This is a genomic window from Streptomyces sp. NPDC023838 (genome assembly GCF_040639555.1).
Taxonomy (GTDB): Bacteria; Actinomycetota; Actinomycetes; order Streptomycetales; family Streptomycetaceae; genus Streptomyces.
Map to the genome: position 1 here is coordinate 1 of NZ_JBFAAD010000061.1, position 24,634 is coordinate 24,634.

Annotated in this window: 22 protein-coding genes, 1 tRNA gene and 1 pseudogene; 9 read left to right on the forward strand and 15 right to left on the reverse strand. The window is 71.1% G+C overall.

Features of this window, described 5'->3' with window-relative positions; all coding sequences use genetic code 11:
* Nucleotides 1-224: 224 nt before the first annotated feature.
* The gene (locus AB0G17_RS36120; protein ID WP_361392120.1) at nt 225-881 is read left to right on the forward strand and encodes an SDR family oxidoreductase; all 657 of its coding nucleotides are present in this window, start codon (nt 225-227) and stop codon (nt 879-881) included.
* 881 nt (nt 882-1,762) lie between these two features.
* Here the strand turns inward: AB0G17_RS36120 and AB0G17_RS36125 are convergent.
* Nucleotides 1,763-1,844 (reverse strand) — tRNA-Tyr (locus tag AB0G17_RS36125).
* Nucleotides 1,845-2,038: 194 nt separating this feature from the next.
* Here AB0G17_RS36125 and AB0G17_RS36130 point away from each other — a divergent pair.
* The 3 genes and pseudogenes from AB0G17_RS36130 to AB0G17_RS36140 all read left to right on the forward strand — a co-directional run bounded on the left by AB0G17_RS36130 (nt 2,039) and on the right by AB0G17_RS36140 (nt 4,021).
* Nucleotides 2,039-2,527 (forward strand): YajQ family cyclic di-GMP-binding protein, encoded by a 489-nt coding sequence (locus AB0G17_RS36130; protein ID WP_101389577.1) that lies wholly within the window; start codon nt 2,039-2,041, stop codon nt 2,525-2,527.
* Between the two features lie 169 nt (nt 2,528-2,696).
* Nucleotides 2,697-3,197: pseudogene (locus tag AB0G17_RS36135) on the forward strand (methylated-DNA--[protein]-cysteine S-methyltransferase); the annotation flags it as partial.
* A 164-nt stretch (nt 3,198-3,361) separates the two neighbouring features.
* Nucleotides 3,362-4,021, forward strand: coding sequence for an alpha-ketoglutarate-dependent dioxygenase AlkB (locus AB0G17_RS36140; RefSeq protein ID WP_361392123.1), 660 nt, complete (start codon nt 3,362-3,364; stop codon nt 4,019-4,021).
* A 21-nt stretch (nt 4,022-4,042) separates the two neighbouring features.
* Here the strand turns inward: AB0G17_RS36140 and AB0G17_RS36145 are convergent, their stop codons facing one another.
* Nucleotides 4,043-4,315: a GlsB/YeaQ/YmgE family stress response membrane protein gene (locus tag AB0G17_RS36145; protein ID WP_101389574.1), complete on the reverse strand. Its 273-nt coding sequence runs from the start codon at nt 4,313-4,315 to the stop codon at nt 4,043-4,045.
* A gap of 109 nt (nt 4,316-4,424) precedes the next feature.
* Between AB0G17_RS36145 and AB0G17_RS36150 the strand changes: the two genes are divergently transcribed.
* The gene (locus AB0G17_RS36150; RefSeq protein WP_361392127.1) at nt 4,425-5,648 is read left to right on the forward strand and encodes an amino acid permease; all 1,224 of its coding nucleotides are present in this window, start codon (nt 4,425-4,427) and stop codon (nt 5,646-5,648) included.
* A 373-nt stretch (nt 5,649-6,021) separates the two neighbouring features.
* On the opposite strand, the gene AB0G17_RS36155 is transcribed toward AB0G17_RS36150, so the two are convergent.
* The 13 genes from AB0G17_RS36155 to AB0G17_RS36215 form a co-directional block, all read right to left on the reverse strand.
* Nucleotides 6,022-6,411, reverse strand: coding sequence for a YccF domain-containing protein (locus AB0G17_RS36155; RefSeq protein ID WP_361392131.1), 390 nt, complete (start codon nt 6,409-6,411; stop codon nt 6,022-6,024).
* Entirely contained in the window at nt 6,408-7,271 is an 864-nt protein-coding gene (htpX, locus tag AB0G17_RS36160; RefSeq protein ID WP_361392134.1) for a zinc metalloprotease HtpX, read from the reverse strand. The genes AB0G17_RS36155 and htpX overlap by 4 nt, the downstream gene beginning before the upstream one ends.
* A gap of 148 nt (nt 7,272-7,419) precedes the next feature.
* Complete coding sequence (locus AB0G17_RS36165) at nt 7,420-7,875, reverse strand: MscL family protein (protein ID WP_361392137.1); 456 nt, start codon at nt 7,873-7,875, stop codon at nt 7,420-7,422.
* Between the two features lie 166 nt (nt 7,876-8,041).
* A complete protein-coding gene (locus tag AB0G17_RS36170) occupies nt 8,042-9,655 on the reverse strand; it encodes an NADH-quinone oxidoreductase subunit N (RefSeq protein WP_361392140.1) in 1,614 nt (537 codons plus the stop codon).
* Nucleotides 9,652-11,208, reverse strand: coding sequence for an NADH-quinone oxidoreductase subunit M (locus AB0G17_RS36175; protein ID WP_361392170.1), 1,557 nt, complete (start codon nt 11,206-11,208; stop codon nt 9,652-9,654). Before AB0G17_RS36175 ends, AB0G17_RS36170 begins: the two co-directional genes overlap by 4 nt.
* Nucleotides 11,209-11,235: 27 nt before the next feature.
* On the reverse strand, nt 11,236-13,236 hold the full coding sequence (locus tag AB0G17_RS36180; protein WP_361392143.1) for an NADH-quinone oxidoreductase subunit L: 2,001 nt from the start codon (nt 13,234-13,236) through the stop codon (nt 11,236-11,238).
* Nucleotides 13,233-13,592, reverse strand: a complete 360-nt coding sequence (nuoK, locus tag AB0G17_RS36185) for an NADH-quinone oxidoreductase subunit NuoK (protein ID WP_361392146.1) — start codon at nt 13,590-13,592, stop codon at nt 13,233-13,235. The genes AB0G17_RS36180 and nuoK overlap by 4 nt, the downstream gene beginning before the upstream one ends.
* Entirely contained in the window at nt 13,592-14,227 is a 636-nt protein-coding gene (locus AB0G17_RS36190) for an NADH-quinone oxidoreductase subunit J (RefSeq protein ID WP_361392149.1), read from the reverse strand. Before AB0G17_RS36190 ends, nuoK begins: the two co-directional genes overlap by 1 nt.
* Nucleotides 14,224-14,874, reverse strand: coding sequence for an NADH-quinone oxidoreductase subunit I (locus AB0G17_RS36195; RefSeq protein WP_361392152.1), 651 nt, complete (start codon nt 14,872-14,874; stop codon nt 14,224-14,226). Before AB0G17_RS36195 ends, AB0G17_RS36190 begins: the two co-directional genes overlap by 4 nt.
* On the reverse strand, nt 14,874-15,842 hold the full coding sequence (locus AB0G17_RS36200) for a complex I subunit 1 family protein (protein WP_361392155.1): 969 nt from the start codon (nt 15,840-15,842) through the stop codon (nt 14,874-14,876). The genes AB0G17_RS36195 and AB0G17_RS36200 overlap by 1 nt, the downstream gene beginning before the upstream one ends.
* The gene (locus AB0G17_RS36205; RefSeq protein ID WP_361392158.1) at nt 15,839-17,131 is read right to left on the reverse strand and encodes an NADH-quinone oxidoreductase subunit C; all 1,293 of its coding nucleotides are present in this window, start codon (nt 17,129-17,131) and stop codon (nt 15,839-15,841) included. The genes AB0G17_RS36200 and AB0G17_RS36205 overlap by 4 nt, the downstream gene beginning before the upstream one ends.
* Nucleotides 17,128-17,994 carry an NADH-quinone oxidoreductase subunit B family protein gene (locus tag AB0G17_RS36210; RefSeq protein ID WP_361392173.1) on the reverse strand — a complete coding sequence of 289 codons (867 nt, stop codon included), beginning with the start codon at nt 17,992-17,994 and terminating at the stop codon, nt 17,128-17,130. The genes AB0G17_RS36205 and AB0G17_RS36210 overlap by 4 nt, the downstream gene beginning before the upstream one ends.
* A gap of 26 nt (nt 17,995-18,020) precedes the next feature.
* On the reverse strand, nt 18,021-18,419 hold the full coding sequence (locus tag AB0G17_RS36215) for an NADH-quinone oxidoreductase subunit A (RefSeq protein ID WP_190092168.1): 399 nt from the start codon (nt 18,417-18,419) through the stop codon (nt 18,021-18,023).
* 379 nt (nt 18,420-18,798) lie between these two features.
* On the opposite strand from AB0G17_RS36215, the gene AB0G17_RS36220 reads away from it, so the two are divergent.
* From AB0G17_RS36220 to AB0G17_RS36235, 4 genes are all read left to right on the forward strand, one after another.
* Nucleotides 18,799-20,148 (forward strand): sensor domain-containing protein, encoded by a 1,350-nt coding sequence (locus AB0G17_RS36220; protein ID WP_361392161.1) that lies wholly within the window; start codon nt 18,799-18,801, stop codon nt 20,146-20,148.
* A gap of 270 nt (nt 20,149-20,418) precedes the next feature.
* Complete coding sequence (locus AB0G17_RS36225; RefSeq protein WP_361392164.1) at nt 20,419-21,735, forward strand: sensor domain-containing protein; 1,317 nt, start codon at nt 20,419-20,421, stop codon at nt 21,733-21,735.
* Between the two features lie 350 nt (nt 21,736-22,085).
* Nucleotides 22,086-22,745, forward strand: a complete 660-nt coding sequence (locus AB0G17_RS36230) for a response regulator transcription factor (RefSeq protein WP_361392176.1) — start codon at nt 22,086-22,088, stop codon at nt 22,743-22,745.
* A 270-nt stretch (nt 22,746-23,015) separates the two neighbouring features.
* A partial coding sequence (locus AB0G17_RS36235) for a 2-oxoacid:acceptor oxidoreductase subunit alpha (protein ID WP_361392167.1) occupies nt 23,016-24,634 on the forward strand: 1,619 nt, incomplete at its 3' end.

The following is a 24,634-nucleotide window of genomic DNA, read 5'->3' on the forward strand; positions in this document are numbered from 1 at the left end:
AGGGGCGAGCGGTGCCCAGGACCCGGGCTGGGTGGGCCGGGCGGGCGGAGGCACGGGCCGGGCGGGGCCGGGGCACCCGAAGGGGCGTGCGGGGAGGGGCGAGCGGTGCCCAGGACCCGGGCTGGGTGGGCCGGGCGGGCGGAGGCACGGGCCGGGCGGGGCCGGGGCACCCGAAGGGGCGTGCGGGGACGCGGCGGGCGGCGCACCGGCGTACGGTCGAGAGCATGCGCATTGTCATCGCAGGAGGCCATGGTCAGATCGCGCTGCGGCTCGAACGGCTGCTGTCGGCGCGCGGGGACGAGGTCGCGGGCATCATCCGCAAGCCGGAACAGGCGGACGACCTGCGAAGGGCGGGCGCCGAGCCCGTCGTACTCGACCTGGAGTCGGCGTCCGTCGACGAGGTCGCGGCCACCCTGGAGGGCGCCGACGCGGCGGTCTTCGCGGCGGGCGCGGGCCCGGGCAGCGACGTGGCCCGCAAGGAGACCGTGGACCGGGCGGCGGCGGTCCTCTTCGCCGACGCGGCGGAACGGGCGGGCGTACGCCGCTACCTGGTCGTCTCCTCGATGGGCGCGGACCCGCGCCACGAGGGCGACGAGGTCTTCGACGCGTACCTGCGCGCCAAGGGCTCGGCCGACGAGGCGGTACGGGCCCGCCCGGGCCTGGACTGGACGATCCTGCGCCCCGGAATGCTCACGAACGACGCGGGCACGGGCCTGATCACCCTGGCCGCGTCGACGGGCCGCGGCCCCATCCCCCGCGACGACGTCGCCGCCCTCCTGGCCGAACTCATCGACACCCCCGCGACGACGGGCCTGACCCTGGAGGCGATCAGCGGCTCGGTACCGGTGACGGTGGCGGTGAAGGACGTGGCGGGGAACTGAGGGGACGGGGGCAGGGGGCGCCTGGCAGAGAGGGCGGCCTGCGAGCGGGGACCGGCATACTCACCCAGGTCACCCGGGTCGCCCAGGGCCGCCGCGAGCTCTGCCGTAGCGTTCCGGCCCAAGATCACAAATTCGCCAGGATTCACCACCCCACCCCCATTCCCACCTGGCAGTTTTTACCATCCCTTTAGGTTAACCACCATTAACTGACCCCAATTGGCCAGGCAGAACGGTTGCCCCGATCAAGGCCCCGGCTACATTGATTGACGCCCCCGCAGCGCCTTCGACCGCCCCCGCGCGGCAAGGCCCGGCGGGAAGCCATCGGCCCCCGTAACGGAAACGGCCTGACCCCGGGTGCATCCGGAGTCAGGCCGACCGCGCGGGCGGTGGGCCCGGCCGATCACTTGGCGGCCGGGCCCACGTCATGAGCCCGTCCGACCGGGAAACCACTGTTGCGTCAGCGCACCAACGGCAGCACGCAGCCCGCGATCGTTCCAGCCACGGCCATGGCGTCCAGAGACAACTGGATCCACCACCGGTGCCGCTGATACCAACTGGGCACCCCGGACTGGTCCATCAACTCACCTCCTGCCTCTCGCAGTCCCCCCTGCTTCGGATCGAAGCAGGGGAGGCATGGAGAGGCAGTCCTGAGCATCTGCAGCGGAGGCTACCGCGCACACGGCGACATCCCCGCCGCCACGAACCATTGGCGGAACTTCCCTCCGCTCCGGCTTCCCCACGCCTTACACTTCGCCACCGAACGGGGCCGCAGGCCTGATGCGACGCCCTCATTCCCACCCCCACGGGAGAACCGCCCCCAGACAACGAGAAGACCCCTGCCGAGCTGCGTTTCCGCAGTCCAGCAGGGGTCTCACATCGCGTGGCGGCGCCAGGATTCGAACCTGGGTAGGCTAAGCCGACGGATTTACAGTCCGCTCCCATTGGCCACTCGGGCACACCGCCATGGGATGTCACCGTTGGGAGGGCCGCTTTTCGGCGGTGCTCCCTGGCAACGACGTAAACGATACCTGATGCCCGGGGGTGCTTCGCCACCCGATTGATCAGCGCTTCGCGCGGGCGCGGGTGGCTAGGCTTTGGGGCAGCGGTTCGGCAGCCAGGCCGTACCCCCACGCACCCGATCCAAGGAGCCACAGGACATGGCCGACTCCAGTTTCGACATCGTCTCGAAGGTCGAGCGGCAGGAGGTCGACAACGCCCTCAACCAGGCGGCGAAGGAGATCTCGCAGCGCTACGACTTCAAGAACGTGGGCGCGTCGATCTCATGGTCCGGCGAGAAGATCCTGATGGAGGCCAACTCCGAGGACCGCGTCAACGCGATCCTCGACGTCTTCCAGACCAAGCTGGTCAAGCGCGGGATCTCGCTCAAGGCGCTGGACGCCGGCGAGCCGCAGCTCTCCGGCAAGGAGTACAAGATCTTCGCCTCCATCGAGGAGGGCATCTCGCAGGAGAACGCCAAGAAGGTCGCCAAGGTCATCCGCGACGAGGGCCCCAAGGGCGTCAAGGCGCAGGTGCAGGGCGAAGAGCTGCGGGTCTCCTCCAAGAGCCGGGACGACCTCCAGGCCGTTCAGGCGCTGCTCAAGGGCAAGGACTTCGACTTCGCGCTGCAGTTCGTGAACTACCGCTGACCCCTCGGACGCGCTGTCCGATTTCCGCCAGCGCGGGCCGGACGGGGGTCGCAGACTCGGTCGTACGTGAGGTCTCGTACGTGAGGTCTCGTACGTGAGGTCTCGTACGTGAGGTCTCGTACACGAAGACTCGTACGCGAGGACTCCTACGCGAGGAAAGGAACCTGCGATGACGGTCTACGCGACCCTCGACAGCCCGTTGGGCGAACTGCTGCTGGTCGGCGAGGAGTCCGCCACCGCGACGGGCGGCACCGCGCTGGTCTCGCTCTCCATGCCCGGCCAGAAGGGCGCCGCCGCCATCCAGGACGGCTGGCGGCGGGCGCCGGAGGCCTTCGAGGAGATCGCCCGCCAGCTGCGGGCGTACTTCGGCGGCGAGCTGACCCGCTTCGACATCGAGTACGCACCCGGCGCGGGCACCGACTTCCAGCGGCAGGTCTGGGCGGAGGTCGATTCGATCCCGTACGGGGCCACCACCTCGTACGGGGAGATCGCCCGCCGGATCGGCGCCTCCTCGGTGAAGGTGCGCGCGGTCGGCACCGCCATCGGGCGCAACCCCGCGCTCGTCGTACGCCCCTGCCACCGCGTCATCGGCTCCGACGGCACCCTGAAGGGGTACGCGGGCGGCCTGGAGCGCAAGGAGCGGCTGTTGGGGCTTGAGGGAGCCCTGGCCCTGGTGCCGGCCCCAGTGAGCCCCACCAGCACCATCAGCCCCGCCAATCCCGCTAGGCCTGCTAGCCCCAGGGCCCTTGGCAACCCCAGTGGTCCTGCTGGTCCCGGTAGCCCCGTCGGCCCTGCCAGCCCCGCCGGCCCCGCCGGCCCCGCCGGCCCCGCCAGATGAGCGGCGCACTCTTTCCCCGGCCCCGCGCCGTCGTCGCACCCGGCGCCGTGCACGTGCCGGGGTGGCTCCCGCCCGAACGGCAGCGGGAGCTGGTGGCCGCCTGCCGGGAGTGGGCGCGGGGGCCCGTCCCCATCCGGCACACCGTGCTTCCGGGCGGCGGGGTCATGTCCGTCCAGACCGTCTGCGTCGGCTGGCACTGGCAGCCCTACCGGTACACCCGCACCGCCGACGACGTGAACGGCCGTCCCGTCGCGCCCTTCCCCGACTGGCTCGCCGCGCTGGGCCGCGCGGCCGTCGCCGACGCGTACGACGACCCCGCCGCCGGGGACGGCTACTCCCCCGACGCCGCCCTGATCAATTTCTACGACGGCGACGCACGCATGGGGATGCACCAGGACAAGGACGAGCGGTCCGGCGCGCCCGTGGTCTCCCTGAGCATCGGCGACAGTTGCCTCTTCCGCTTCGGCAACACCGAGGACCGGGGCCGCCCTTACACCGATGTCGAGCTGGCCTCGGGCGACCTGTTCGTCTTCGGCGGGCCCTCGCGCTTCGCGTACCACGGAGTGCCCAAGGTGCTGCCGGGCACCGGCGACCCGGCTACCGGCCTGGCCACGGGCCGTCTGAACCTGACGCTCCGTGAGACCGGCCTGGGCTGAGGCCCCGCGTACGCCCCCGCCTCAGCGGCGGTCGCGCGAGTTGCCGAAGACTATGCGGTACGCAATCAGCAGCACGAGCGAGCCGCCGACCGCCGCCGCCCATGTGGCGCCGTCGTAGAAGTGGTTGGCGACGGGGCGGTCCAGCCAGCGGGCCGAGATCCAGCCGCCGACGAACGCACCCGCTATCCCTATGACCGTCGTGCCGATCAGGCCGCCCGGATCCCGTCCGGGGAGCAGGATCTTGGCTATCGCTCCGGCGAGCAGGCCGAGGATGATCCAGCTGACGATGCCCATGTCCTGAACCTGCCTTTCGTTCGGTGTCGTCTCATGCCATGGCGTTGTGTCGTAGGGGAAGACGTCCCTCCTCCTGAGCGTGGTTGCGCCGGTGGCTAGGGTGCGGCGCATGACACAGGAACTGCGCCGCAGCCTCGGCGTCTTCGACGCCGTGGTCATCGGGCTCGGCTCGATGGTCGGCGCCGGGATCTTCGCCGCGCTCGCCCCCGCGGCGAACGCGGCCGGGACCGGGCTGCTGGCCGCGCTGGCGCTGGCCGCGGCGGTCGCGTACTGCAACGCCATGGCGTCGGCACGACTCGCCGCCCGCTATCCCGCGTCCGGTGGCACCTATGTGTACGGGCGGGAGCGGCTTGGTCCGTTCTGGGGCTATCTGGCGGGCTGGGGGTTCGTCGTCGGCAAGACCTCCTCGTGTGCGGCGATGGCTCTGACCGTGGGCGCCTATGTCTGGCCGGGACAGGCCCACTTGGTGGCGGTCGCGGCGGTGGTGGCGCTGACCGCCGTGAACTACGGGGGTGTGCAGAAGTCGGCGTGGCTGACGCGGGCGATCGTGGCGCTGGTGCTCGCGGTCCTCGCGGCGGTGGTGGCGACCTGCCTGGGGTCGTCCGCCGCCGGGCACCCGGACGTCGGGCTGTCCGGGGGCGGGGCGGGGCTGCTCCAGGCGGCGGGGCTGCTCTTCTTCGCGTTCGCCGGGTACGCCCGGATCGCCACGCTCGGTGAGGAGGTGCGCGATCCGGCCCGGACGATCCCGCGCGCCGTTCCCCTGGCGCTGGGCATCGCGCTGGCCGTTTATGTCTGTGTCGCGGTCGCTGTCCTTTCCGTACTGGGCGCGGACGGGCTGGGCCGGGCGGCGGCGCCGCTCGCCGAGGCGGTGCGGGCGGCGGGCGTGCCGGCGCTGGTGCCGGTGGTGCGGGCCGGGGCCGCGGTCGCCGCGCTCGGGTCCCTGCTCGCGCTGGTGCTCGGGGTCTCGCGCACGGTTCTCGCGATGGCCAGGGACGGTCATCTGCCGGGCACGCTGGCCGCCGTGCACCCCCGGTTCCGGGTGCCGCACCGAGCGGAGGTCGCGGTGGGCGCCGTGGTGGCGGTGCTGGCGGCGACGGCCGATGTGCGCGGGGCCATCGGTTTCTCGTCGTTCGGCGTGCTCGTCTATTACGCGATCGCCAACGCGTCGGCCTGGACGCTCGGTCCGGGCCGTGGCGGGCGGCTTCTCGCGGTCTGCGGGCTGGCCGGGTGTCTGCTGCTCGCCCTCGCGCTGCCGCCGTCGTCGGTGGTGGCGGGCAGCGCGGTGCTGGCCGTGGGGGCGGTCGCGTACGCCGTGCGGCGGCGCCTGCGCTGAGTCGACGTGCGGCGCCGGCCGCTATAGGCCCGGGTACCCACGCGGGCCCGGATACCGGCCCGCGCCCGGGTGCGGGGGCGGGCCCTGGTGTCGGAGCCGGACCCGGGTGTCGGAGCCGGACCCGGGTGCCGGAGCGGACCCCGGGTGTCGGCGCCGACACCCGCGAACCGCCCGTCCACGCCGGACTGCGGGTCCGCGCCGTTCACGGGCCCCTGTTCAGCCGCGCCGCGTACCTCGTATTCGGCCGTGGAACCCCGCCGGGAAAGCCGGGGACATCTGCTCGTTCTCGGTCATGGCCCCATGGTGGACCACGCCGGTGACATTCGGTCGGGAGCTGCCCTGACCTGCCATTTTCCCTGTGGATAACTTTCTGCTACCGGTAGAACGGCTGGTCCGTGGGCACGATCTGCTTGCCCAGCGGAAGCAGCGAGACCGGGATCAGCTTGAAGTTCGCGATGCCCAGCGGGATTCCGATGATCGTGACGCAGAGCAGGAAGCCCGTGACGATGTGGCCGAGCGCCAGCCACCAGCCCGCCAGGATCAGCCAGAGCACGTTGCCGATGCAGGACGCGGCGCCCGCGTCCCGTCGCTCCACGACCGTGTACCCGAACGGCCAGAGCGCGTACAGGCCGATACGAAAGGCGGCCAGGCCGAACGGGATGCCGATGATCGTGATGCAGAGCAGGACGCCCGCGAGCACATAGCCCAGGAACATCCAGAACCCGCACAGGACCAGCCAAATGACGTTCAGAATTGTCTTCATGGGCGGCGACCTGCCATCTGTTCGAGTCGGGCGATGCGCTCCGCCATCGGCGGATGTGTCGAGAACATCCTGGAGACACCCTGGCCCGGGCGGAAGGGGTTGGCGATCATCATGTGACTCGCGGTCTCCAGCCGTGGCTCCGGCGGCAGCGGCAGCTGCTTGGTGCCCGCCTCCAACTTGCGCAGGGCGCTGGCCAGGGCCAGCGGGTCGCCGGTCAGCTGCGCGCCGGAGGCGTCCGCCTCGTACTCGCGCGAGCGGCTGATCGCCAGCTGGATGACGGACGCCGCGAGCGGCCCCAGGATCATGATCAGCAGCATGCCGACGATGCCCGGGCCCTCGTCGTCGTTGGACCGGCCCACCGGGATCAACCAGGCGAAGTTGACCAGGAACATGATCACGGAGGCGAGCGCCCCTGCGACCGATGAGATCAGGATGTCCCGGTTGTAGACATGGCTGAGCTCATGGCCGATCACCCCGCGCAGCTCGCGCTCGTCGAGGATCTGCAGGATCCCTTCCGTGCAGCACACCGCCGCGTTGCGCGGGTTGCGGCCGGTCGCGAAGGCGTTCGGCGCCTGGGTCGGCGAGATGTACAGGCGCGGCATGGGCTGGCGCGCGGCCGTCGACAGCTCGCGGACCATCCGGTACAGCGCCGGGGCCTCGAATTCGCTGACCGGGCGGGCGCGCATGGCCCGCAGGGCCAGCTTGTCGCTGTTCCAGTACGCGTAGGCGTTGGTGCCCAGCGCCACGAGCAGCGCGACGATCAGCCCCGTCCGCCCGAAGAAGCTGCCGATGACGATGATGAGCGCGGACAGTCCTCCGAGAAGGACGGCGGTCCTCAACCCGTTGTGCCGGCGGTGCACGGTACGCCCTCCAAATGGTGCGGCAGGGGAACCCTTTGCCTGATGGTCCTTCCACTTTCCAGTGGACGCTCCCGTACTGGTCAACGCCAGACGGCGACCGCAGGTTCCCTTGTGCGCGCTGGAGGGCGCCCTACTCCGTACGGGTCGGTCAGCGCGGCCCGGGTACTCCCGCGAGCTCCAGGGCCTTCGGGTCGGGCTCCAGCTCGCTGGTGCAGTGCCCGCAGCGGGTGGCGATGCCCGGGATCTGGGTGTAGCAGCGGGGGCAGTCGCGCAGGGCGGCCTTGATGTCGATCGGCTTTTCGCGGTCGAACCGCGCCTGCACCTTCATCATCGGGACGACGACGAGGAAGTAGAGCACCGCGGCGGTGATCAGGAAGGCGATGGCCGCGCTGATGAATTTCCCGTAGGGAAATTCGACGCCCTCCACCTTGAAGGTCGCCGTGGTGAAGTCGCCCGTCGACCGGGTGGCGAGGCCGATGAGCGGGGTGATGAAGGCGGTGCTGAAGCCGGTGACCACAGCCGTGAACGCCGATCCGACGGCCAGGCCGACGGCCATCGTCACAATGTTCCCGCGAAGGATGAAGTCCTTGAACCCGCTCAGCACTGCTCTCGCTCCTCGTTGTCTCCGGCTGCCCGGCCGGCCGTTCGCCGTGCGGGCACGCGTGCGCACGCGTACGCGCGTACGACACTGCCTTGTCCGGGCACCCGAGTTCAAACCGGCTGCGCCGACCGGGTGCCTCGATGGACCCGTCGGGCAGGGGCTGACCGGGTCAGAAAAGGCTGATGGACGCGAAGTGCAGGGCGATCTGGGGCATGGCCGAGAGGGCGATGGCCGCCAGGGCGGTGAGCGCGATGGCGAGCGTCAGCGGAGCCGGGACGGCGAGGCGCACCGGGCGCGCCGTGAGGACCCCCACCGCGCCGGTCCCCGGGGCCTCGGCCCCAGGCACTGAAGAAGCGGCCTCCGGCGCGGCTTCCGTCTCCTCCGGCGCGCGGAACAGTACGGCGGTCCACCGCAGGTAGTAGTAGAGGGCGATCACGACGTTGATCGCCATGGCGACCGCCAGCCAGCCCAGGCCCGCGTCGACCGCCGCCGAGAAGACGGTCACCTTGGCGAACAGGCCGATGATGCCCGGCGGCAGACCCGCCAGGCACAGCAGGAAGAACGCCAGCGCGAGCGCCGTGAACGGCCGCTCGGCGTACAGGCCGCGGTAGTCGGCGATACGGTTCAGCGGCCGCGTACGGGCGACCAGCGCGGCCACCGCGAAGGCGCCGAGGTTCACCACGGCGTACATCAGGGCATACGCGACGGTGGCGCCGACCTGGGTGTCGCTGGAGTAGCCAGCGGCCGCGATCGGCACCAGGAGGTAGCCGGCCTGGCCGACGGAGGACCAGGCGAGCAGCCGGATCGCGCTGTACGCGCGCGTGGCCGACTGGCGCAGCGCGCCCACGTTGCCGACGGTCATCGTCAGCGCGGCGACGACCGCGAGAGCCGGGCCCCACACGTCCGCGTACGCCGGGAAGGCGATGACGGCCACCAGGACGAGGCCGGAGAAGCCGACGGCCTTGCCGACGACCGACAAGTAGGCGGCGACCGGCAGGGGCGCGCCTACATAGGTGTCGGGGACCCAGAAGTGGAACGGGACGGCGGCCGTCTTGAAGGCGAAGCCCACCAGGGTCAGCGCGACGCCGGTCTGGGCGACGGTGTCCAACTGGTAGGGCACGTCGGCGAGACGGTTGGCGATCTCGGTGAGGTGCAGGGAACCGGTCGCCGCGTACACGAAGCTGACGCCGAGCAGCATCACCGCGGTCGCGGTCACCGAGGAGAGGAAGAACTTGAGGGCCGACTCCGAGGACAGCCGGTCGCCCCGCTTGAGGCCGACGAGGGCGAAGGCCGGCAGCGAGGCGACCTCCAGGGCGACGACCAGCGTGGCCAGGTCGCGGGAGGCGGGCAGCAGGGCGGCGCCGGCGGCCGAGGAGAGCAGCAGGAACCAGAACTCGCCCGCGGGAAGCCTCTCCTTGCTTCCGGTGGGCTCCGGCATCGACAGCAGCGCGGTGAGCAGGGCGCCGCCGAGCACCAGGAACTGGATCACCACGGTGAAGCGGTCGACGGTGTAGCTGCACGCCTCGGGGTTGGCGGTGAGGCAGAAGGTCGAGCGCGTCGACTTGTGGAGCGGGATCAGGAGGAGCAGAGCGGCGCCGAGGCCCGCGACGGCGATCCCGCCGAGCAGCGGCTTGCGCTCGCGCGGCAGGAAGAGGTCGGCGACCAGCACGATCAGCGCGACGGACGCGGTGATCACCGGCGGGGCGATCGCGAGCCAGTCGACGGACTGGACGACGCTCGCGGCGCCGGCCAGGGACGGGGCGCTTGCGGCGGCCACGGTCACGACTTGCCTCCTGCGAGGAGCTTGTGGACGGCCGGATCGGTGAGGCCGAGGAGGACCGCGGGCCAGAGGCCGGCGAGGACGGTGAGGGCCACGAGCGGGCTCCAGGAGGCGACTTCGTATCCCTTGACGTCCACGAGCCGGGGCTCCTGCGGCTGGGTGTCCGGCGTGCCCATGCAGACGCGGCGGACGACGACGAGCAGATACGCGGCGGTGAGCAGCGTGCCGACGGCCGCGATGGCCATGAAGGTGAGGAACGCGGGGCGGCTGAGGCCGTCGGCCGGGTCGAACGCGCCGAACATGGCCAGCATTTCGCCCCAGAAACCGGCCAGGCCCGGCAGTCCGAGCGAGGCGACCGCCGCGAAGGCCAGCAGGCCGCCCAGGCGCGGGGCGCGGCCGTAGAGCGCAGCGCCGGTCGCGCCGGAGAGGGTGTCCAGGTCGGCGGTGCCGTACCGGTCCTTGAGTGCTCCGACCAGGAAGAAGAGCAGGCCGGTGATGAGGCCGTGGGCGATGTTCGCGAAGAGCGCGCCGTTGACGCCGGTGGGGGTCATGCTCGCGATGCCGAGGAGCACGAAGCCCATGTGGCCGACCGAGGAGTACGCGATGAGGCGCTTCAGATCGCCCTTGTTGCCCCGCTTGGCCAGCGCCAGGCAGGCCAGCGATCCGTAGATGATCCCGGCGACGGCGAAGGCCGCGAGATACGGGGCGAACCGGTGCATACCATCAGGGGCGATCGGGAGGACGATCCGGACGAACCCGTACGTACCCATCTTCAGCAGCACACCTGCCAGCAGTACCGAACCGACGGTGGGCGCGGCGGTGTGGGCGTCCGGCAGCCAGCTGTGCAGCGGCCACATCGGGGTCTTCACCGCGAGCCCGATCCCGATCGCCAAAACGGCGATGACCTGCACCGATGTGGTCATCCCCCGGCCGTTGTCAGTGGCGAGTGCCACCATGTCGAATGTGCCGGTCTTCAACCCGATCAGCAGCAGGCCGAGCAGCATGACGACGGAACCGAGCAGGGTGTAGAGGATGAACTTCCAGGCGGCTGCCTGCCGTTGGTCGCCGCCCCAGCGGGCGATCAGGAAGTACATCGGGATGAGGACCATCTCGAACGCGAGGAAGAACAGCAGCAGATCGAGGACGGCGAAGGTGGCTAGGGTGCCGGACTCCAGGACGAGCAGGAGAGCGACGAATGCCTTCGGGGACGGGCCCGCGGGCATCTTGAAATAGCTGTACAGCGCGCAGAGGAAGGTCAGCAGCGCGGTCAGGACGAGAAGGGGGAGTGAGATGCCGTCGATGCCGAGGTGGATGCGCACGTTCAGCGTGGGGATCCACTTGATGTCCGTCGTGGCCTGCATCTTCGACGGGTGGTCACGGTCGAAGCCGAGCGCCAGGACGATCGCCGCGACAAGGATCGCGCCGGTGACCGTCACGCCGTGGCGGAGCACGGCCTGGCCGGGCGACTTCCCCTTCAGTCCGGGCGGGGCGGGCAGCAGCGCCGCCGCCGCGCCGACGAGCGGGCCGACCACGATGAACGCGAGAAGGAACTGCATCACGGACGCGCTGATATCAATCACGGCTCACGATCCGGCGTTGGCGTTGGCAAGGACGACGGCGACGAGCGCCAGGACGGCGGAGCCCGCGAGCAGCGCGCTGAGGTAGGTCTGCACATTGCCGGTCTGGGCCTTGCGGACGGCCGCGCCCAGCCAGCGCGGAAGAGCGCCCGCGCCTTGGACGTACGTCTCGACGACCTCGCGGTCCAGGAAGCGGACCAGGGAGGCGCCGGCGAGCACGGGGCGGACGAACAGCGTCCGGTAGACCGCGTCGAGGTGGAAGCCGGTGGCCGCGTGGCGGTGCAGCGGGCCGAGCAGCAGACGGCCCGGGTCGGCCGGGTCGCTCGCCGAGGCGATGTCGCCGTAGACCGGGGTGTGGCTGGCGATGGCCTCTTCCTCGACCAGGCCTCCGTCCGCCTCCGGGTGGGCGGCGACGGCGCCGATCGGGGTGCGCGCGGCGAGGGCGCTGGTGTGCCGCCAGGTGGCGTACGTGACGAGTCCGCCGACCAGGGCGACGCCGGTCGAGAGCACCGAGGTGGTCAGGGCCGGGGTGAGCGCGTGGCCGTCGAACCACTCGTCCAGGTAGCCGGTGGTCAGACCGAAGCCGATCGAGGGGATCGCGAGCACCCAGAGCACGGCGTTCATCGCGACCGGCTGGCGGCCGTGGTCGGGAGCCGGGGCGCCCGTCCCGCGGAAGGCCATCAGCCACAGGCGGGCAGCGTACGCGGCGGTGAGCAGGGCGGTCAGCAGACCGGCGATCAGGACGATCCAGCCGGTGCCCTGCGGGGCGACCGTGCTGTCGCCGAGAGCGGTGTGCTCGGCGGCGGACAGGACGGCTTCCTTGGAGAAGAAGCCGGCGAAGGGAGGAATGGCGGCGAGCGCGAGGAGGGCGACGGTCATCGTCCAGTACGCGTCGGGGATGCGCTTGGCGAGGCCGTCCATGCGGGACATGGCGGACAGCGAGTTGGTGCCGGCCGCGTGGATGATCACGCCGGCCGCGAGGAACAGCAGCGCCTTGAAGGCGCCGTGTGACAGGAGGTGGAAGACGGCCGCGCCGCGGTCGCCGACGGCCAGGGCGCCGGACATGTAGCCGAGCTGGCCGATCGTCGAGTAGGCGAGCACGCGCTTGATGTCGTCCTGCGCGAGGGCGGCCAGCGCCGAGCCGACCATCGTGACGGCGGCCATCACGGCGAGCACGGTCAGGGCGGCCCCCGAGGCCGCGAAGACGGGGAGGAGACGGGCCACGAAGTAGATGCCGGCGGCGACCATCGTCGCGGCGTGGATCAACGCGGAGACGGGGGTCGGGCCCGCCATCGCGTCGGGCAGCCAGGTGTGCAGCGGGAACTGCGCGGACTTGCCCGCCACACCGGCGAGGAGCAGCAGGGCGATCAGCGTGGGGTGGTCGATCCCGCCGGTGAGGGAGGCCTGGACGACCCCGGTGATCCGGAACGTACCGGCGTCGGTGGCCAGCGCGAACAGACCGATCAGGAAGGGGACGTCACCGAGCTTGGTGACCAGGAAGGCCTTCAGGGAGGCGGCGCGCGCCTCGGGGGTCTCCCAGTAGTGGCCGACCAGGAAGTACGAGCAGATGCCCATGATCTCCCAGCCGACCAGCAGCACCATCAGGTCGCCGGAGTAGACGACGAGCAGCATCGCGGAGGTGAAGAGGGAGACGAGAGCGGCGTACGAGGGGTAGCGCGGGTCGTCGCGCAGGTACCCGGTCGAATACAGCTGCACGCAGGTCGCCACCAGGCCGACCAGGACGGCGACGAGGACGGCGAAGCCGTCGAGGTGCAGGGCGAGGTCGACGGGGACGGACCCGGTCGGGGTGAGTCGCCTCGACGCGTCGATCGACTTGCCGCCGCCCTGGTCCACGGCGACGACGACGGCGAGGACGAACGCGGCCAGGGTCGGCAGGACGGCCAGGGGGCGTACATAGGCGGGGGCGGTGCGGCCGAGCAGGAGTCCGGCGGCCGCGCCCAGGAACGGAAGGAGGGGGACGAGGACGGCGAGGGTCGTGGTGGTCACGCGGCGGCCTCAGCCTTCTGTGCCGGGGCGGCGGGGTCGTCGGGGCCGGAGCCCTCGGCGGTGTCGCGGAGCTTGTCGATGTCCGCGGTGCCCCGGTTTCGGTACACCGCCAGGACGATCGCCAGGCCGATGCCGATCTCGGCGGCGGCGATGGCGATGGTGAACAGGGTGAGCGCCTGTCCGGCGTGGAGGGTGTCGCGCAGCCAGACGTCGAAGGCGACGAGGTTGAGGTTGACGGCGTTGAGCATCAGCTCGACGGACATCAGGACCAGGATCGCGTTGCGGCGCGCGAGCACTCCGTACACACCGGTGCAGAAGAGGAGGACGGCGAGCACGGCCGGATAGATGAGGTGCATCAGCGCTGCTCCTTGTCTCTGGGGGCGTCGCCGGGGGCACCGCTCGGGCCGGCGCTCGCGTCACTGCTCGCGACACCGCCCGCGTCACCGCTCTTGCGGGACATGACGATCGCGCCGACGAGTGCGGCGAGAAGGAGGACGGAGAGCGCTTCGAACGGCAGCACCCAGTGGCGGAACAGGATCGAGCCGGAGACCTTGGTCGAGCCCTGGCTGGGTCCGTCGAGGTTGATCCAGGTCGTACGGAAGGCGTCGACGACGACCCAGAGGAGGGAGCCGGCGGCGGCCAGGGCGACGACGAGGGCGGCCCATCGATTGCCCGAGTCGGCGTCCGGGGAGCGGCCGATCGGTGCCCTGGTGAGCATCAGTCCGAAGAGGAGGAGGACCACGACGGAACCGACGTAGATCAGTACCTGCACCCAGGCGATGAACTCGGCGGTGAGCAGGAGGTACTCGACGGCGATGCCGCCGAGCGCCACGACCAGCCAGAGGGCGGCATGCACCAGCTGCTTGGTCGTGACGGTGAGGACGGCGGCACCGAAGGTGACCGCGGCGACGAGGAGGAACGCGATCTCGACGCCGGTCGGGGAGAGGAAACCGTGGTGCACCGGGTGGTGACCGCTGGCGAGGAGCATCATGCCTGGCCCTCCTCGGCGTCGGGGGCGGGTGTGGCCTTGGGGGCCGGTGGGGCCTCGGGGGCCTCTGCGGCGCCCGCGCTCTCTTCTGCCTCTGCTGCCTCTGCTGCCGCGAGCTTTTCAGCCGCCTTGCGGGCCGCGGCGATCTCCTTGGGCTCCTCGGCCCCAGGGTCGAGGGCGGGCGGGGCCGGGACGGTCCACATCCAGTCGCGGAGCTTGTCGCGCTCGTGGGTGAGTTCGCGGATGTCCGTCTCCGCGTACTCGAACTCGGGCGACCAGAACAGCGCGTCGAAAGGACACACCTCGATGCAGATACCGCAGTACATGCAGAGGGAGAAGTCGATGGCGAAGCGGTCGAGGACGTTGCGGCTGCGCTCGCGGCCGCCAGGGGCGGCGGCCGGGATCGTCTCCTTGTGGGAGTCGATGTAGATGCACCAGTCGGGGCACTCGCGGGCGCAGAGCATGCAGACCGTGCAGTTCTCCTCGAACAGGCCGATCACGCCCCGGCTGCGGGGCGGGAGTTCGGGCTGGGCGTCCGGGTACTGCGCGGTGACCGTCTTCCTGGTCATCGTGCGGAGGGTGACGGCGAGGCCCTTGGCCAGGCCGGAACCGGGGAAACGGGGACGGGCGGGCGGGAGCGGCGCAGCCATCAGTTGATCGCCACCTTCACGATGCCGGTGAGCGCGATCTGCGCGAGAGCGAGCGGGATGAGCGTGGTCCAGGCGAGCTTCTGCAGCTGGTCCTCGCGGAGCCGGGGATAGCTGACGCGGAGCCAGATGACGACGAAAGCGAGGAGCGCGGTCTTGAGGAGCGTCCACACCCAGCCGAGCCCGTCGGCGCCGAAGGGGCCGTGCCAGCCGCCCAGGAAGAGGACGGTGGTGAGGCCGCAGAGGACGACGATCCCGGCGTACTCGGCGAGGAGGAAGAGAGCGAAGCGCAGGCCGGTGTACTCGGTGTACGCGCCAAAAATGATCTCGGAGTCGGCGACGGGCATGTCGAAGGGCGGGCGCTGGAGTTCGGCGAGGCCGGCGGTGAAGAAGACCAGGGCGCCGACGATCTGCCAGGGCAGCCACCACCACTCGAAGGCGTTGACGATGCCGGGGAGGGAGACCGTGCCGGCCGCCATCGCCACGGAGGCGGCGGCGAGCAGCATCGGCAGCTCGTACGCGAGGAGCTGGGCGGCGGTGCGCAGTCCGCCGAGGAGGGAGAACTTGTTGGCCGAGGCCCAGCCCGCCATGAGCGAGCCGAGTACGCCGACGCCCATGACGGCGAGCACGAAGAAGATGCCCGCGTCGACCACTTGGCCGACGGCGCCCGCGCCGGGGCCGATGGGGATGGCGACCAGGACGAGGAGGTACGGGAGGAGGGCGACGGCGGGGGCGAGCTGGAAGACGCGGCGGTCGGCGTCGGCCGGGACCACGTCCTCCTTCTGCGCGAACTTCACACCGTCGGCGACGAGCTGGGCCCAGCCGTGGAAGCCACCGGCGTACATCGGGCCGAGGCGGCCCTGCATATGGGCCATGACCTTGTGCTCGGTCTGCCCGATGACGAGGGGCAGGACGAGGAACACGGCGAGGAGGACGAGGAGCCGGAGGGCGACGTCGAGTGCGTCGTTCACGCGGGTTCGCCTCCGGCGGGGGTGTCGGTTTCGGGGTCGGGCTCGGGGTCAGGCTTGGGGTTGGGCTCGGGCTCGGGCTCGGGGTCGGCCCCGGACTTGAGCTCGGGCCTGGGCTCGGACTTGGCCCCGGCCCCGGCCCCGGACTTGGACTCGGCCCCGGACTTGGCCCCGGCCCTAGGCTCGGACTCGGCCTCGGCTGCGGGCGTGGATTCCGTACGTTCCGGCGCGGCCGGGGTCTCCGGCGCGTCGTCGAACGCCGGACGCGGGTTGTTCCAGGGGGCGTCCGTGCTGCGGGTGCGCGGCGGGGCCGCTGCCTCGGGAGACGTCTGGGACGCCGAGCCCTCCGACGCCGTCCGGGTGCGACGTACCGGGCGGGCTGCCGGGGCCTCCGAGGTCGCTGCCTCAGCAGACGTCTGGGACGCCGAGCCCTCCGACGCCGTACGGGTGCGACGTACCGGGCGGGCCGGGGCCTCCGGGGGCGCTGCCTCGGGAGACGTCTGGGATGCCGAGCCCTCCGACGCCGTACGGGTGCGGCGTACCGGGCGGGCCGGGGCCTCGGTTCCGGGGGTCGGCTGGGAGGCCGAGCCCTCCGTGACCGTACGGGTCCGGCGGGCCGGGCGGTCGCCGGCGGCGCGCGGGGTGCGGGTCGGGGCGGGTGGGAGCTGGCCCTTGAGGGGGCCCCACTCGTTCGGGTCGGGGACGCCCGGCGGGAGCATCTGGCGCCGCTTGGGGCCGCCGTGCTCCGACTCGCCCGGCTCCTTCGCACCCGGCCACGCCTTGGCGACCCGCGCCGCCAGGACGAAGTCCTTGCGCAGGGGGTGGCCCTCGAAGCCCTCGGGGAGGAGGAGGGGAATCAGGTTGGGGTGACCCTCGAACTCGACGCCGAACATCTCGTGCGTCTCGCGCTCGTGCCAGGCCGCGCCCGCGTACACGTCCACGGCCGAGGCCAGTACGGGGGCGGTGTGCGGCACGGTCGTACGGACGAGGAGGCGGCGGACCCGGCGCCCCTCAGGGGATCCAGGGGATTCAGGCGATTCAGGGCGTTCGGAGGATCGGAGGGATCCCAGGGAGACGACGTGTGCGCACACGCGGAAGCCGGTGCCGGGCTCGTCGACCGCGCTGAGCCAGTCGAAGTACGTGCAGCCCAGCTGGTCGCGGGCGATCTCCAGCGCGGCGATCCAGGAGCCGGCGGGGACGTCGACGGTGAGGAGGCCGTACGCCTCCTCGGCGGTGGCCTCCTCGCCGAAGATCTCCGTGACGGCGTCGGGCAGACGGTCGTACGCGGTCATTGCGCGGCCCCCGGCGTCGGCGTGTCGTCGCCCTTGGAAGCATCGGAAGTCCCGGAGGCATCGGAAGCTTCGGACCCTCCAGAGGCCCCAGAGGCCCCAGAGGCCCCAGAGGCCCCGGAAGTCCCGGAAGCCTCGGAGGTCCCCTCAGTCCCACCAGCCGCACCGACCCCACCCGCAGAGGGCTCCCCCTGCTCCGCCGGAGCCACCTGAGGCACCGGCGCCGCCTGAGCCCCCGGAGCCACCGGCGCCGCGACCAATCCGCTGGTCAGCTGGGCCGGTGACGCCTGCGTGGCGTACCGCTCGCCCAGCGACTCGCGGGCGATCTTCTCCTGGAGCTTGAGGATGCCCTGGAGGAGCGCCTCGGGACGGGGCGGGCACCCGGGGACGTACACGTCGACCGGGATGATCTGGTCGACGCCCTTGGTCACCGAGTACGAGTCCCAGTACGGGCCGCCGCAGTTGGAGCAGGCGCCGAAGGAGATGACGTACTTCGGCTCGGGCATCTGCTCGTACAGCCGCTTCACCGCCGGGGCCATCTTGTCCGTCACCGTGCCGGAGACGATCATGAGGTCGGCCTGGCGCGGGCCGGGCGCGAACGGGATCACGCCGAGCCGGATGAAGTCGTGGCGGGCCATCGAGGCCGCGATGAACTCGATGGCGCAGCAGGCGAGTCCGAAGTTGAACACCCAGAGGCTGTAGCGGCGGCCCCAGTTGAGGACCACCTTCATCGGCTCGGGTGCCAGCCGCGAGAGCACGCCCAGGCGCTGGCCCTGCACGGCCGTGGCGGCGACGGGAGCCCCGGCGGGCGTCGCGCCGGCAGCCCCCGCAGCCGCTCGGGCGCCCTTTTCGGCCATATTCGGCATGGGCAGGAACTGGGGATCCGGAGTCGTCACGTCCATTCGAGGACGCCCTTCTTCCATGCGTAGAGCAGTCCCACGGCCAGGAAGCCGAGGAAGATGAACATCTCGACCAGCGTGGCCGCGCCGAATCCGGGGGCGGCGAAGACCGTCGCCCACGGGAAGAGGAAGATCGAGTCGACGGCGAAGATCACGTACAGGAAGGCATAGACGTAGTAGCGCACTTGCGTGTGCGCCCAGCCCTCGCCGACGGGGTCCACTCCGCATTCGTACGTGAGCAGCTTCTCCGGCGTCGGGACCACCGGCCGCAGCAGGCGCCCGGCCCCGAAGGCCACCGCGACGAAGAGCACGCCGACGACGGCGAGCAGTCCGACGACCGAATAGCTGTGGAAGTAGTCCGCCGACAGCTGGCGTACGGTCGGTTCCGGCACGTCCGCCCCTCGCTCCCTGACCTCGTTGCAGTCGTTGTTGCAGTCGTTGTTGCAGTCGTTTCAGCCGTTGCAGCCGTGCAGTGCAGTCGTTGCAGTCTGTTCGACGATCTGTACGCACGGGAGTCTAGGCCCTGCTAAGGGCACCGTAAGCAGGTGTCTCACGCAGGTTGCACACCGGTCGCCCACTGGACGCCCGGGCGGCGGCATCCCGGCGTCCGCCGCCGTCGTGTCCGGAACCGGACCCCGGGCGTGACCTGATCGCGTTGGCGCGCGGGGCTCGGGGGTGCCCGGTACAGCCCGGGGGGTGGGGTTTTCCCCCGGCGAAACCCGCCCATCCACCCCATGGCGCGGGGCCGTGCGGCCCGGCAGGCTTGCCTTCATGACCAGCACCTTCCGCGACGCGCAGCCGCCGGGCCGCCGATCCGGCCGACGGCCCGGCAGGCGTTCCGACCGGCCGCAGAGCCAATCGCACGACCAGCCGTACTACCAGTTGTACGACCACCTGCACGGCTCGTCGAACGACCAGCCGTACGACCGGCCGTACGACCAGCCGTACGACGACGACAGCCTGCCGCCCGCGCGGTTCGCCTACGACCGGCAGACCTGGAAGGAGATCGCGCATCTCCTCGCCAACCTGCCGATGGCGCTCATCGGCTTCGTCTACGTGACCGTGCTGATCTCCACCGGCGCCGGGCTCTCGGTCACCGTGATCGGCCTGCCGTTGCTCGCTGTCGGGCTGGTCGGCGCCCGTCAGCTGGGCAAACTGGAACGCGCGCGGGCGCGCGCGCTGCTCGGCGTACGGATAGAGGAGCCCACGCCGATCCCGGCCCGGGCGCTGCGGCCCGGCGGGCGCGGCGGGGCCATGCGCTGGCTGTGGACGAGCCTGAAGGACCCGGTGGGCTGGCGGAACGTGCTCTACGAGTTCATCCGGCTGCCCTGGGGCGTGCTGACCTTCGCCGTCACGATGGTCAGCCTGTTCGTGGCGTGGCCGGTGCTCGGGTTCGTCGCCCGGGTGCTCACCAACGCCGACCGGGCGATGGTGCGGGGGCTGCTCTCGCCCTCGGACGACCTGGAGCGGCGGATCGCCGAACTGGAATCGGACCGCGGGGTGGTCGTGGACACGGCGGCCGCCGACCTGCGCCGCATCGAACGCGATCTGCACGACGGCGCGCAGGCCCGGCTGGTCGCCCTCGCCATGGGGCTCGGCCTCGCGAAGGAGAAGCTTCTGGAGGGCCAGGCCGACGAAACCGTGGCGGCGATGGTCGACGAGGCGCACGGCGAGGTCAAGCTCGCCCTCCAGGAGCTGCGCGACCTGGCCCGGGGCATCCACCCGGCGGTCCTCACCGACCGCGGCCTGGACGCCGCCCTCTCGTCGGTCGCCTCGCGCTGCACGGTGCCGGTGAAGGTGACCGTGGACGTACGGGAGAGGCCCGCGGCGGCGATCGAGGGCATCGCGTACTTCACCGTCTCCGAGCTGCTCCAGAACGTCAGCAAGCACAGCGGCGCGCGGACGGCCTCGGTGGAGGTGTGGCGGGCGGGCGACCGGCTGCTCATCCAGGTCGAGGACGACGGGCGCGGCGGCGCGCGGCTGGACGGCGGTACGGGCATGGCGGGGCTCGCGGAGCGGCTGGGGGCGGTGGACGGGCTGTTCGTGCTCGACTCCCCCGTCGGCGGGCCGACGATCGTCACGGCCGAACTGCCGTGGCGGGCCCGGGGGCCGAAGGAGTAGAGCCGGGCACGGGGGGAGGGCGGGGTGAGCCATGGCCGTGGGAGCCGGGGCCATGCCGTGGGAGACCGGGGCCTCGCCGCAGAGACCGGGGCCTCGCCGTGGGAGGCGGGGGCCTGGCTGTGGGGGCGAGGTAGGGAAAACCCCCCGTCCAAGACGGTGACCGGCTCCATGGTCCGGGGACGCCGTGGCCAGCAGTCTTGTACGTACGAGAACGCGGCCCCGCGGACGGCGGACACGCGTACATCAGCGGAAACGGAAACGGACGGACCGATGATCATGGAGACGGAGTACGGGCAGCGGCGGCCCGCGCGGCAGCACTTCCTTCCGCCGGCGCTGCGCGCGCCGCTGGAGGCCCGGACGTTCCGTGAGTTCGGCTATCTGCTGCTCAGCCTGCCGATCAGCATCGTCATGTTCACCTGGGCCGTCGTCATGGTGTCGCTCAGCGCCGGGCTGCTGATCACCTTCCTCGGCATCCCGCTGCTCGCGGCGGCGCTGGTCGGGTGCCGGGGCTTCGGCGCGATGGAGCGGAGCCGGGCGCGGGCCCTGCTGGGCGTGGACGTGCCCGCGCCGCAGCCGGTGCGGGCCAAGAGCGGGATGGCCTGGGTCGGGGCCGTACTGAAGAGCGGGGTGTCCTGGCGCCACCTGCTGTACTCGGTGCTGCACTTCCCTTGGGCGGTCTTCTCCTTCGTCGTCTCGCTGTCGCTGTGGGTGTACGGGTGGGGGCTGCTGAGCTACCCGCTGTGGCAGTGGGTGTTCCCGATGTACACCGGTCAGGACGGGCTCCAGCTGTACGGCGACGGGACGCACAACTTCTATCTCGACTCGCCGTTCGAGATCACCGTGACCGTGCTGGTCGGGCTGGTCGTGACGCTCGTCGTGCCGTGGATCATCCGGGGACTCGCGTACGTCGACCGGGGGCTGCTCTTCGGGCTGCTCGGGCCGTCGCGGCTGGAGGAGCGGGTGGTGGAGCTGGAGTCGGACCGGGGCGTGGTGGTGGACGCGTCCGCCGCGGACCTGCGGCGCATCGAGCGGGATCTGCACGACGGGGCGCAGGCGCGGCTGGTCGCCCTCGCGATGGATCTGGGGCTCGCGAAGGAGAAGCTGACCGAGGACCCGCAGGCGGCGGCGCGGATGGTCGACTCCGCGCACGGTGAGGTGAAGGTGGCGCTCCAGGAGCTGCGGGATCTGGCCCGGGGGATCCATCCCGCCGTCCTGACCGACCGCGGCCTGGACGCCGCCCTGTCGGCGGTCGCCTCGCGGTGCACGGTGCCGGTGCAGGTGGAAGTGGATCTGCCGGGCCGCCCCGTGCCGGCCATCGAGGGGATCGCGTACTTCACCGTCTCCGAGCTGCTCCAGAACGTCAGCAAGCACAGCGGGGCGAGCCGGGCCGGGGTCGATGTGTGGCGGGCTCAGGACCGGCTGATGCTGCAGGTCACGGACAACGGGCGGGGTGGGGCGACGGCCGATGGGGGGTCGGGGCTCGCGGGGCTCGCGGAGCGGCTGGACGCGGTGGACGGGATTCTGGTGGTGGACTCGCCGCGGGGTGGGCCCACGACGGTGACGGCGGAGCTGCCGTGGCGGGCGTGAGTTGCCCCTCCCCGCCCCTTCCCTGAACCCTCCGGGGGTGGGGGTGGGCAGGGGTTTCCCGGGGGCTGCGCCCCCGGACCCCTGTTGCGAGGGGTTTCGCCCCCTGCACCCCCAGCGGGGCTGCGCCCCCGACCCCCGTTTGCCTGCGGGCTGTGTGTGGCTGGTCGCGCAGACGAACGCGGGGGCGGGGCGCAGCCCCGGAAAGGGGTCGGAAGGCCAAGAGGGAGTCCTTCGCGCTCTGGATTTCACGCAGCGCGGTCCGGATGCTGGGATGCTGGGTGGGCACAGCCGTCGGGCGTGCACAGCCGAGCAACACCGAGCCGGGGGACTGCAAGATCGTGGAGGACAGGGTGCGGGTCGTCATCGCCGAGGATTCAGTGCTGCTTCGGGAGGGACTGACCCGCCTGCTGACCGACCGGGGGCACGACGTCGTCGCCGGGGTCGGCGACGGAGAAGCGCTGGTCAAGACCGTCGGCGACCTCGCCGGCCAGGACGCGCTGCCGGACGTGGTGGTCGCGGACGTACGGATGCCGCCGACCCACACCGACGAGGGCGTACGGGCCGCGGTGCAGCTGCGGAAGCTGTACCCCGACGTGGGGGTACTCGTACTGTCCCAGTACGTGGAGGAGCAGTACGCCACCGAACTCCTGGCCGGTTCCAGCCGCGGTGTGGGCTATCTGCTCAAGGACCGCGTCGCCGAGGTGAGGGAGTTCGTGGACGCCGTCGTAAGGGTCGCCCGGGGCGGTACCGCCCTGGACCCCGAAGTGGTGGCCCAGCTGCTCGGTCGCAGCCGCAAGCAGGACGTACTGGCCGGTCTCACGCCACGCGAGCGCGAGGTCCTCGGTCTGATGGCCGAGGGGCGTACGAACAACGCCATCGCGAAACAGCTGGTCGTGAGCGACGGCGCGGTCGAGAAGCACGTCAGCAACATCTTCCTGAAGCTGGGGCTTTCCCCAAGTGACGGCGACCACCGGCGGGTACTCGCGGTGCTGACCTACCTCAATTCCTGAACACCTGACACCCTGTCAGATAGGTGCCGCGAGCCGGACGGGGCCGGGGACCTACAACCAAAGACCGAGTGAGGGGCGTCTTACCAGAAGGAGCCGGGGAGAGCCGGGGGGCGACTGAAATATGACAAACCGGGGCATTGGACCATCTCAAAAGGGCGTCCAGGATGCGATCCATCCAAGGAAGGCGACCCTTACAGACGTAGGGTGGGCTTTGGAGCGACCGGTCCTCCGGGCGCGCCCGAGCAGCCCGTCCCAGGGAGGTCCAGTTCAGTGACCAGCCAGGTCAGTACGCCAGCGGAGCAGGCAGACGGGGCCGATGAGGCCGTCGTCGGTGAGCAGCGCAGACCCGTGGGCCAGAAAGAGGTCAAGCGCCTTGATCGGGTGATCATCCGTTTCGCGGGTGATTCGGGTGATGGGATGCAGCTCACGGGGGACCGGTTCACCTCGGAGACCGCCTCGTTCGGTAATGATCTTTCCACGTTGCCGAACTTTCCCGCCGAGATCCGCGCTCCTGCCGGCACCCTGCCGGGCGTCTCCAGTTTCCAGCTGCACTTCGCCGATCACGACATCCTCACCCCCGGCGACGCACCCAACGTCCTGGTCGCCATGAACCCCGCCGCCCTCAAAGCCAACCTCGCGGACGTGCCGCGCGGCGCGGACATCATCGTCAACACGGATGAGTTCACCAAGCGCCCGATGGCGAAGGTCGGCTATGCCGCCAGTCCGCTGGAGGACGGCACTCTGGACGCCTACAACGTCCACCCCGTGCCGCTGACCACCCTCACGGTGGAGGCGCTCAAGGAGTTCGGGCTTTCCCGCAAGGAAGCCGAACGCTCGAAGAACATGTTCGCGCTGGGTCTGCTGTCGTGGATGTATCACCGGCCCACGGAGGCCACCGAAGCGTTCCTGCGGCAGAAGTTCGCCACAAAGCCGGTGATCGCCGAAGCGAACGTCGCTGCTTTCCGGGCGGGCTGGAACTTCGGCGAGACCACCGAGGACTTCGCCGTCTCCTACGAGGTCGCCCCCGCCCACGCCGCTTTCCCCCCGGGCACCTACCGCAACATCTCCGGGAACCTGGCCCTGGCCTACGGGCTGATCGCCGCCTCCCGGCAAGCTGACCTGCCGCTATACCTGGGCTCGTATCCGATCACGCCGGCCTCGGACATCCTGCACGAGCTGTCCCGGCACAAGAACTTCGGCGTGCGCACCTTCCAGGCCGAGGACGAGATCGCCGGCATCGGAGCAGCCCTGGGCGCGGCCTTCGGCGGGTCCCTGGCGGTGACCACGACGTCGGGGCCGGGTGTGGCGCTCAAGTCCGAGACGATCGGGCTGGCGGTCTCTCTGGAGTTGCCGCTGCTGATCGTCGACATCCAGCGCGGCGGGCCCTCCACCGGCCTGCCCACCAAGACCGAGCAGGCGGATCTGCTGCAGGCGATGTATGGGCGTAATGGTGAGGCGCCCGTGCCGATCGTGGCGCCAAAGACGCCGGCGGACTGTTTCACCGCGGCGCTGGATGCGGCGCGGATCGCCCTGACCTACCGCACCCCCGTCTTCTTGCTGTCCGACGGTTACCTGGCCAACGGGTCCGAGCCCTGGCGTATCCCCGATGCCAGTGAACTGCCCGATCTGCGGGTCCAGTTCGCCACCGTCCCCAACCACACACTGGCCGACGGCACCGAGGTGTTCTGGCCGTACAAACGCGACCCGCAGACGCTGGCCCGGCCGTGGGCGGTCCCTGGCACCCCCGGCCTTGAGCACCGTATCGGCGGCATCGAAAAGCAGGACGGCAGCGGCAACATCTCCTACGACCCCGCCAACCACGACTTCATGGTCCGCACCCGGCAAGCGAAGATCGCCGGGATCGAGGTCCCGGACCTGGAGGTCGACGA

What these genes read in the sequence shown, in the direction of transcription:
- AB0G17_RS36120 (WP_361392120.1), top strand. Translation starts at nt 225, where the DNA reads ATGCGCATTGTCATCGCAGGAGGCCATGGTCAGATCGCGCTGCGGCTC.
- AB0G17_RS36130 (WP_101389577.1), top strand. Translation starts at nt 2,039, where the DNA reads ATGGCCGACTCCAGTTTCGACATCGTCTCGAAGGTCGAGCGGCAGGAG.
- AB0G17_RS36140 (WP_361392123.1), top strand. Translation starts at nt 3,362, where the DNA reads ATGAGCGGCGCACTCTTTCCCCGGCCCCGCGCCGTCGTCGCACCCGGC.
- AB0G17_RS36145 (WP_101389574.1), bottom strand. Translation starts at nt 4,315, where the DNA reads ATGGGCATCGTCAGCTGGATCATCCTCGGCCTGCTCGCCGGAGCGATA.
- AB0G17_RS36150 (WP_361392127.1), top strand. Translation starts at nt 4,425, where the DNA reads ATGACACAGGAACTGCGCCGCAGCCTCGGCGTCTTCGACGCCGTGGTC.
- AB0G17_RS36155 (WP_361392131.1), bottom strand. Translation starts at nt 6,411, where the DNA reads ATGAAGACAATTCTGAACGTCATTTGGCTGGTCCTGTGCGGGTTCTGG.
- AB0G17_RS36175 (WP_361392170.1), bottom strand. Translation starts at nt 11,208, where the DNA reads ATGCAGTTCCTTCTCGCGTTCATCGTGGTCGGCCCGCTCGTCGGCGCG.
- nuoK (WP_361392146.1), bottom strand. Translation starts at nt 13,592, where the DNA reads ATGCACCTCATCTATCCGGCCGTGCTCGCCGTCCTCCTCTTCTGCACC.
- AB0G17_RS36190 (WP_361392149.1), bottom strand. Translation starts at nt 14,227, where the DNA reads ATGATGCTCCTCGCCAGCGGTCACCACCCGGTGCACCACGGTTTCCTC.
- AB0G17_RS36195 (WP_361392152.1), bottom strand. Translation starts at nt 14,874, where the DNA reads ATGGCTGCGCCGCTCCCGCCCGCCCGTCCCCGTTTCCCCGGTTCCGGC.
- AB0G17_RS36205 (WP_361392158.1), bottom strand. Translation starts at nt 17,131, where the DNA reads ATGACCGCGTACGACCGTCTGCCCGACGCCGTCACGGAGATCTTCGGC.
- AB0G17_RS36210 (WP_361392173.1), bottom strand. Translation starts at nt 17,994, where the DNA reads ATGCCGAATATGGCCGAAAAGGGCGCCCGAGCGGCTGCGGGGGCTGCC.
- AB0G17_RS36220 (WP_361392161.1), top strand. Translation starts at nt 18,799, where the DNA reads ATGACCAGCACCTTCCGCGACGCGCAGCCGCCGGGCCGCCGATCCGGC.
- AB0G17_RS36225 (WP_361392164.1), top strand. Translation starts at nt 20,419, where the DNA reads ATGATCATGGAGACGGAGTACGGGCAGCGGCGGCCCGCGCGGCAGCAC.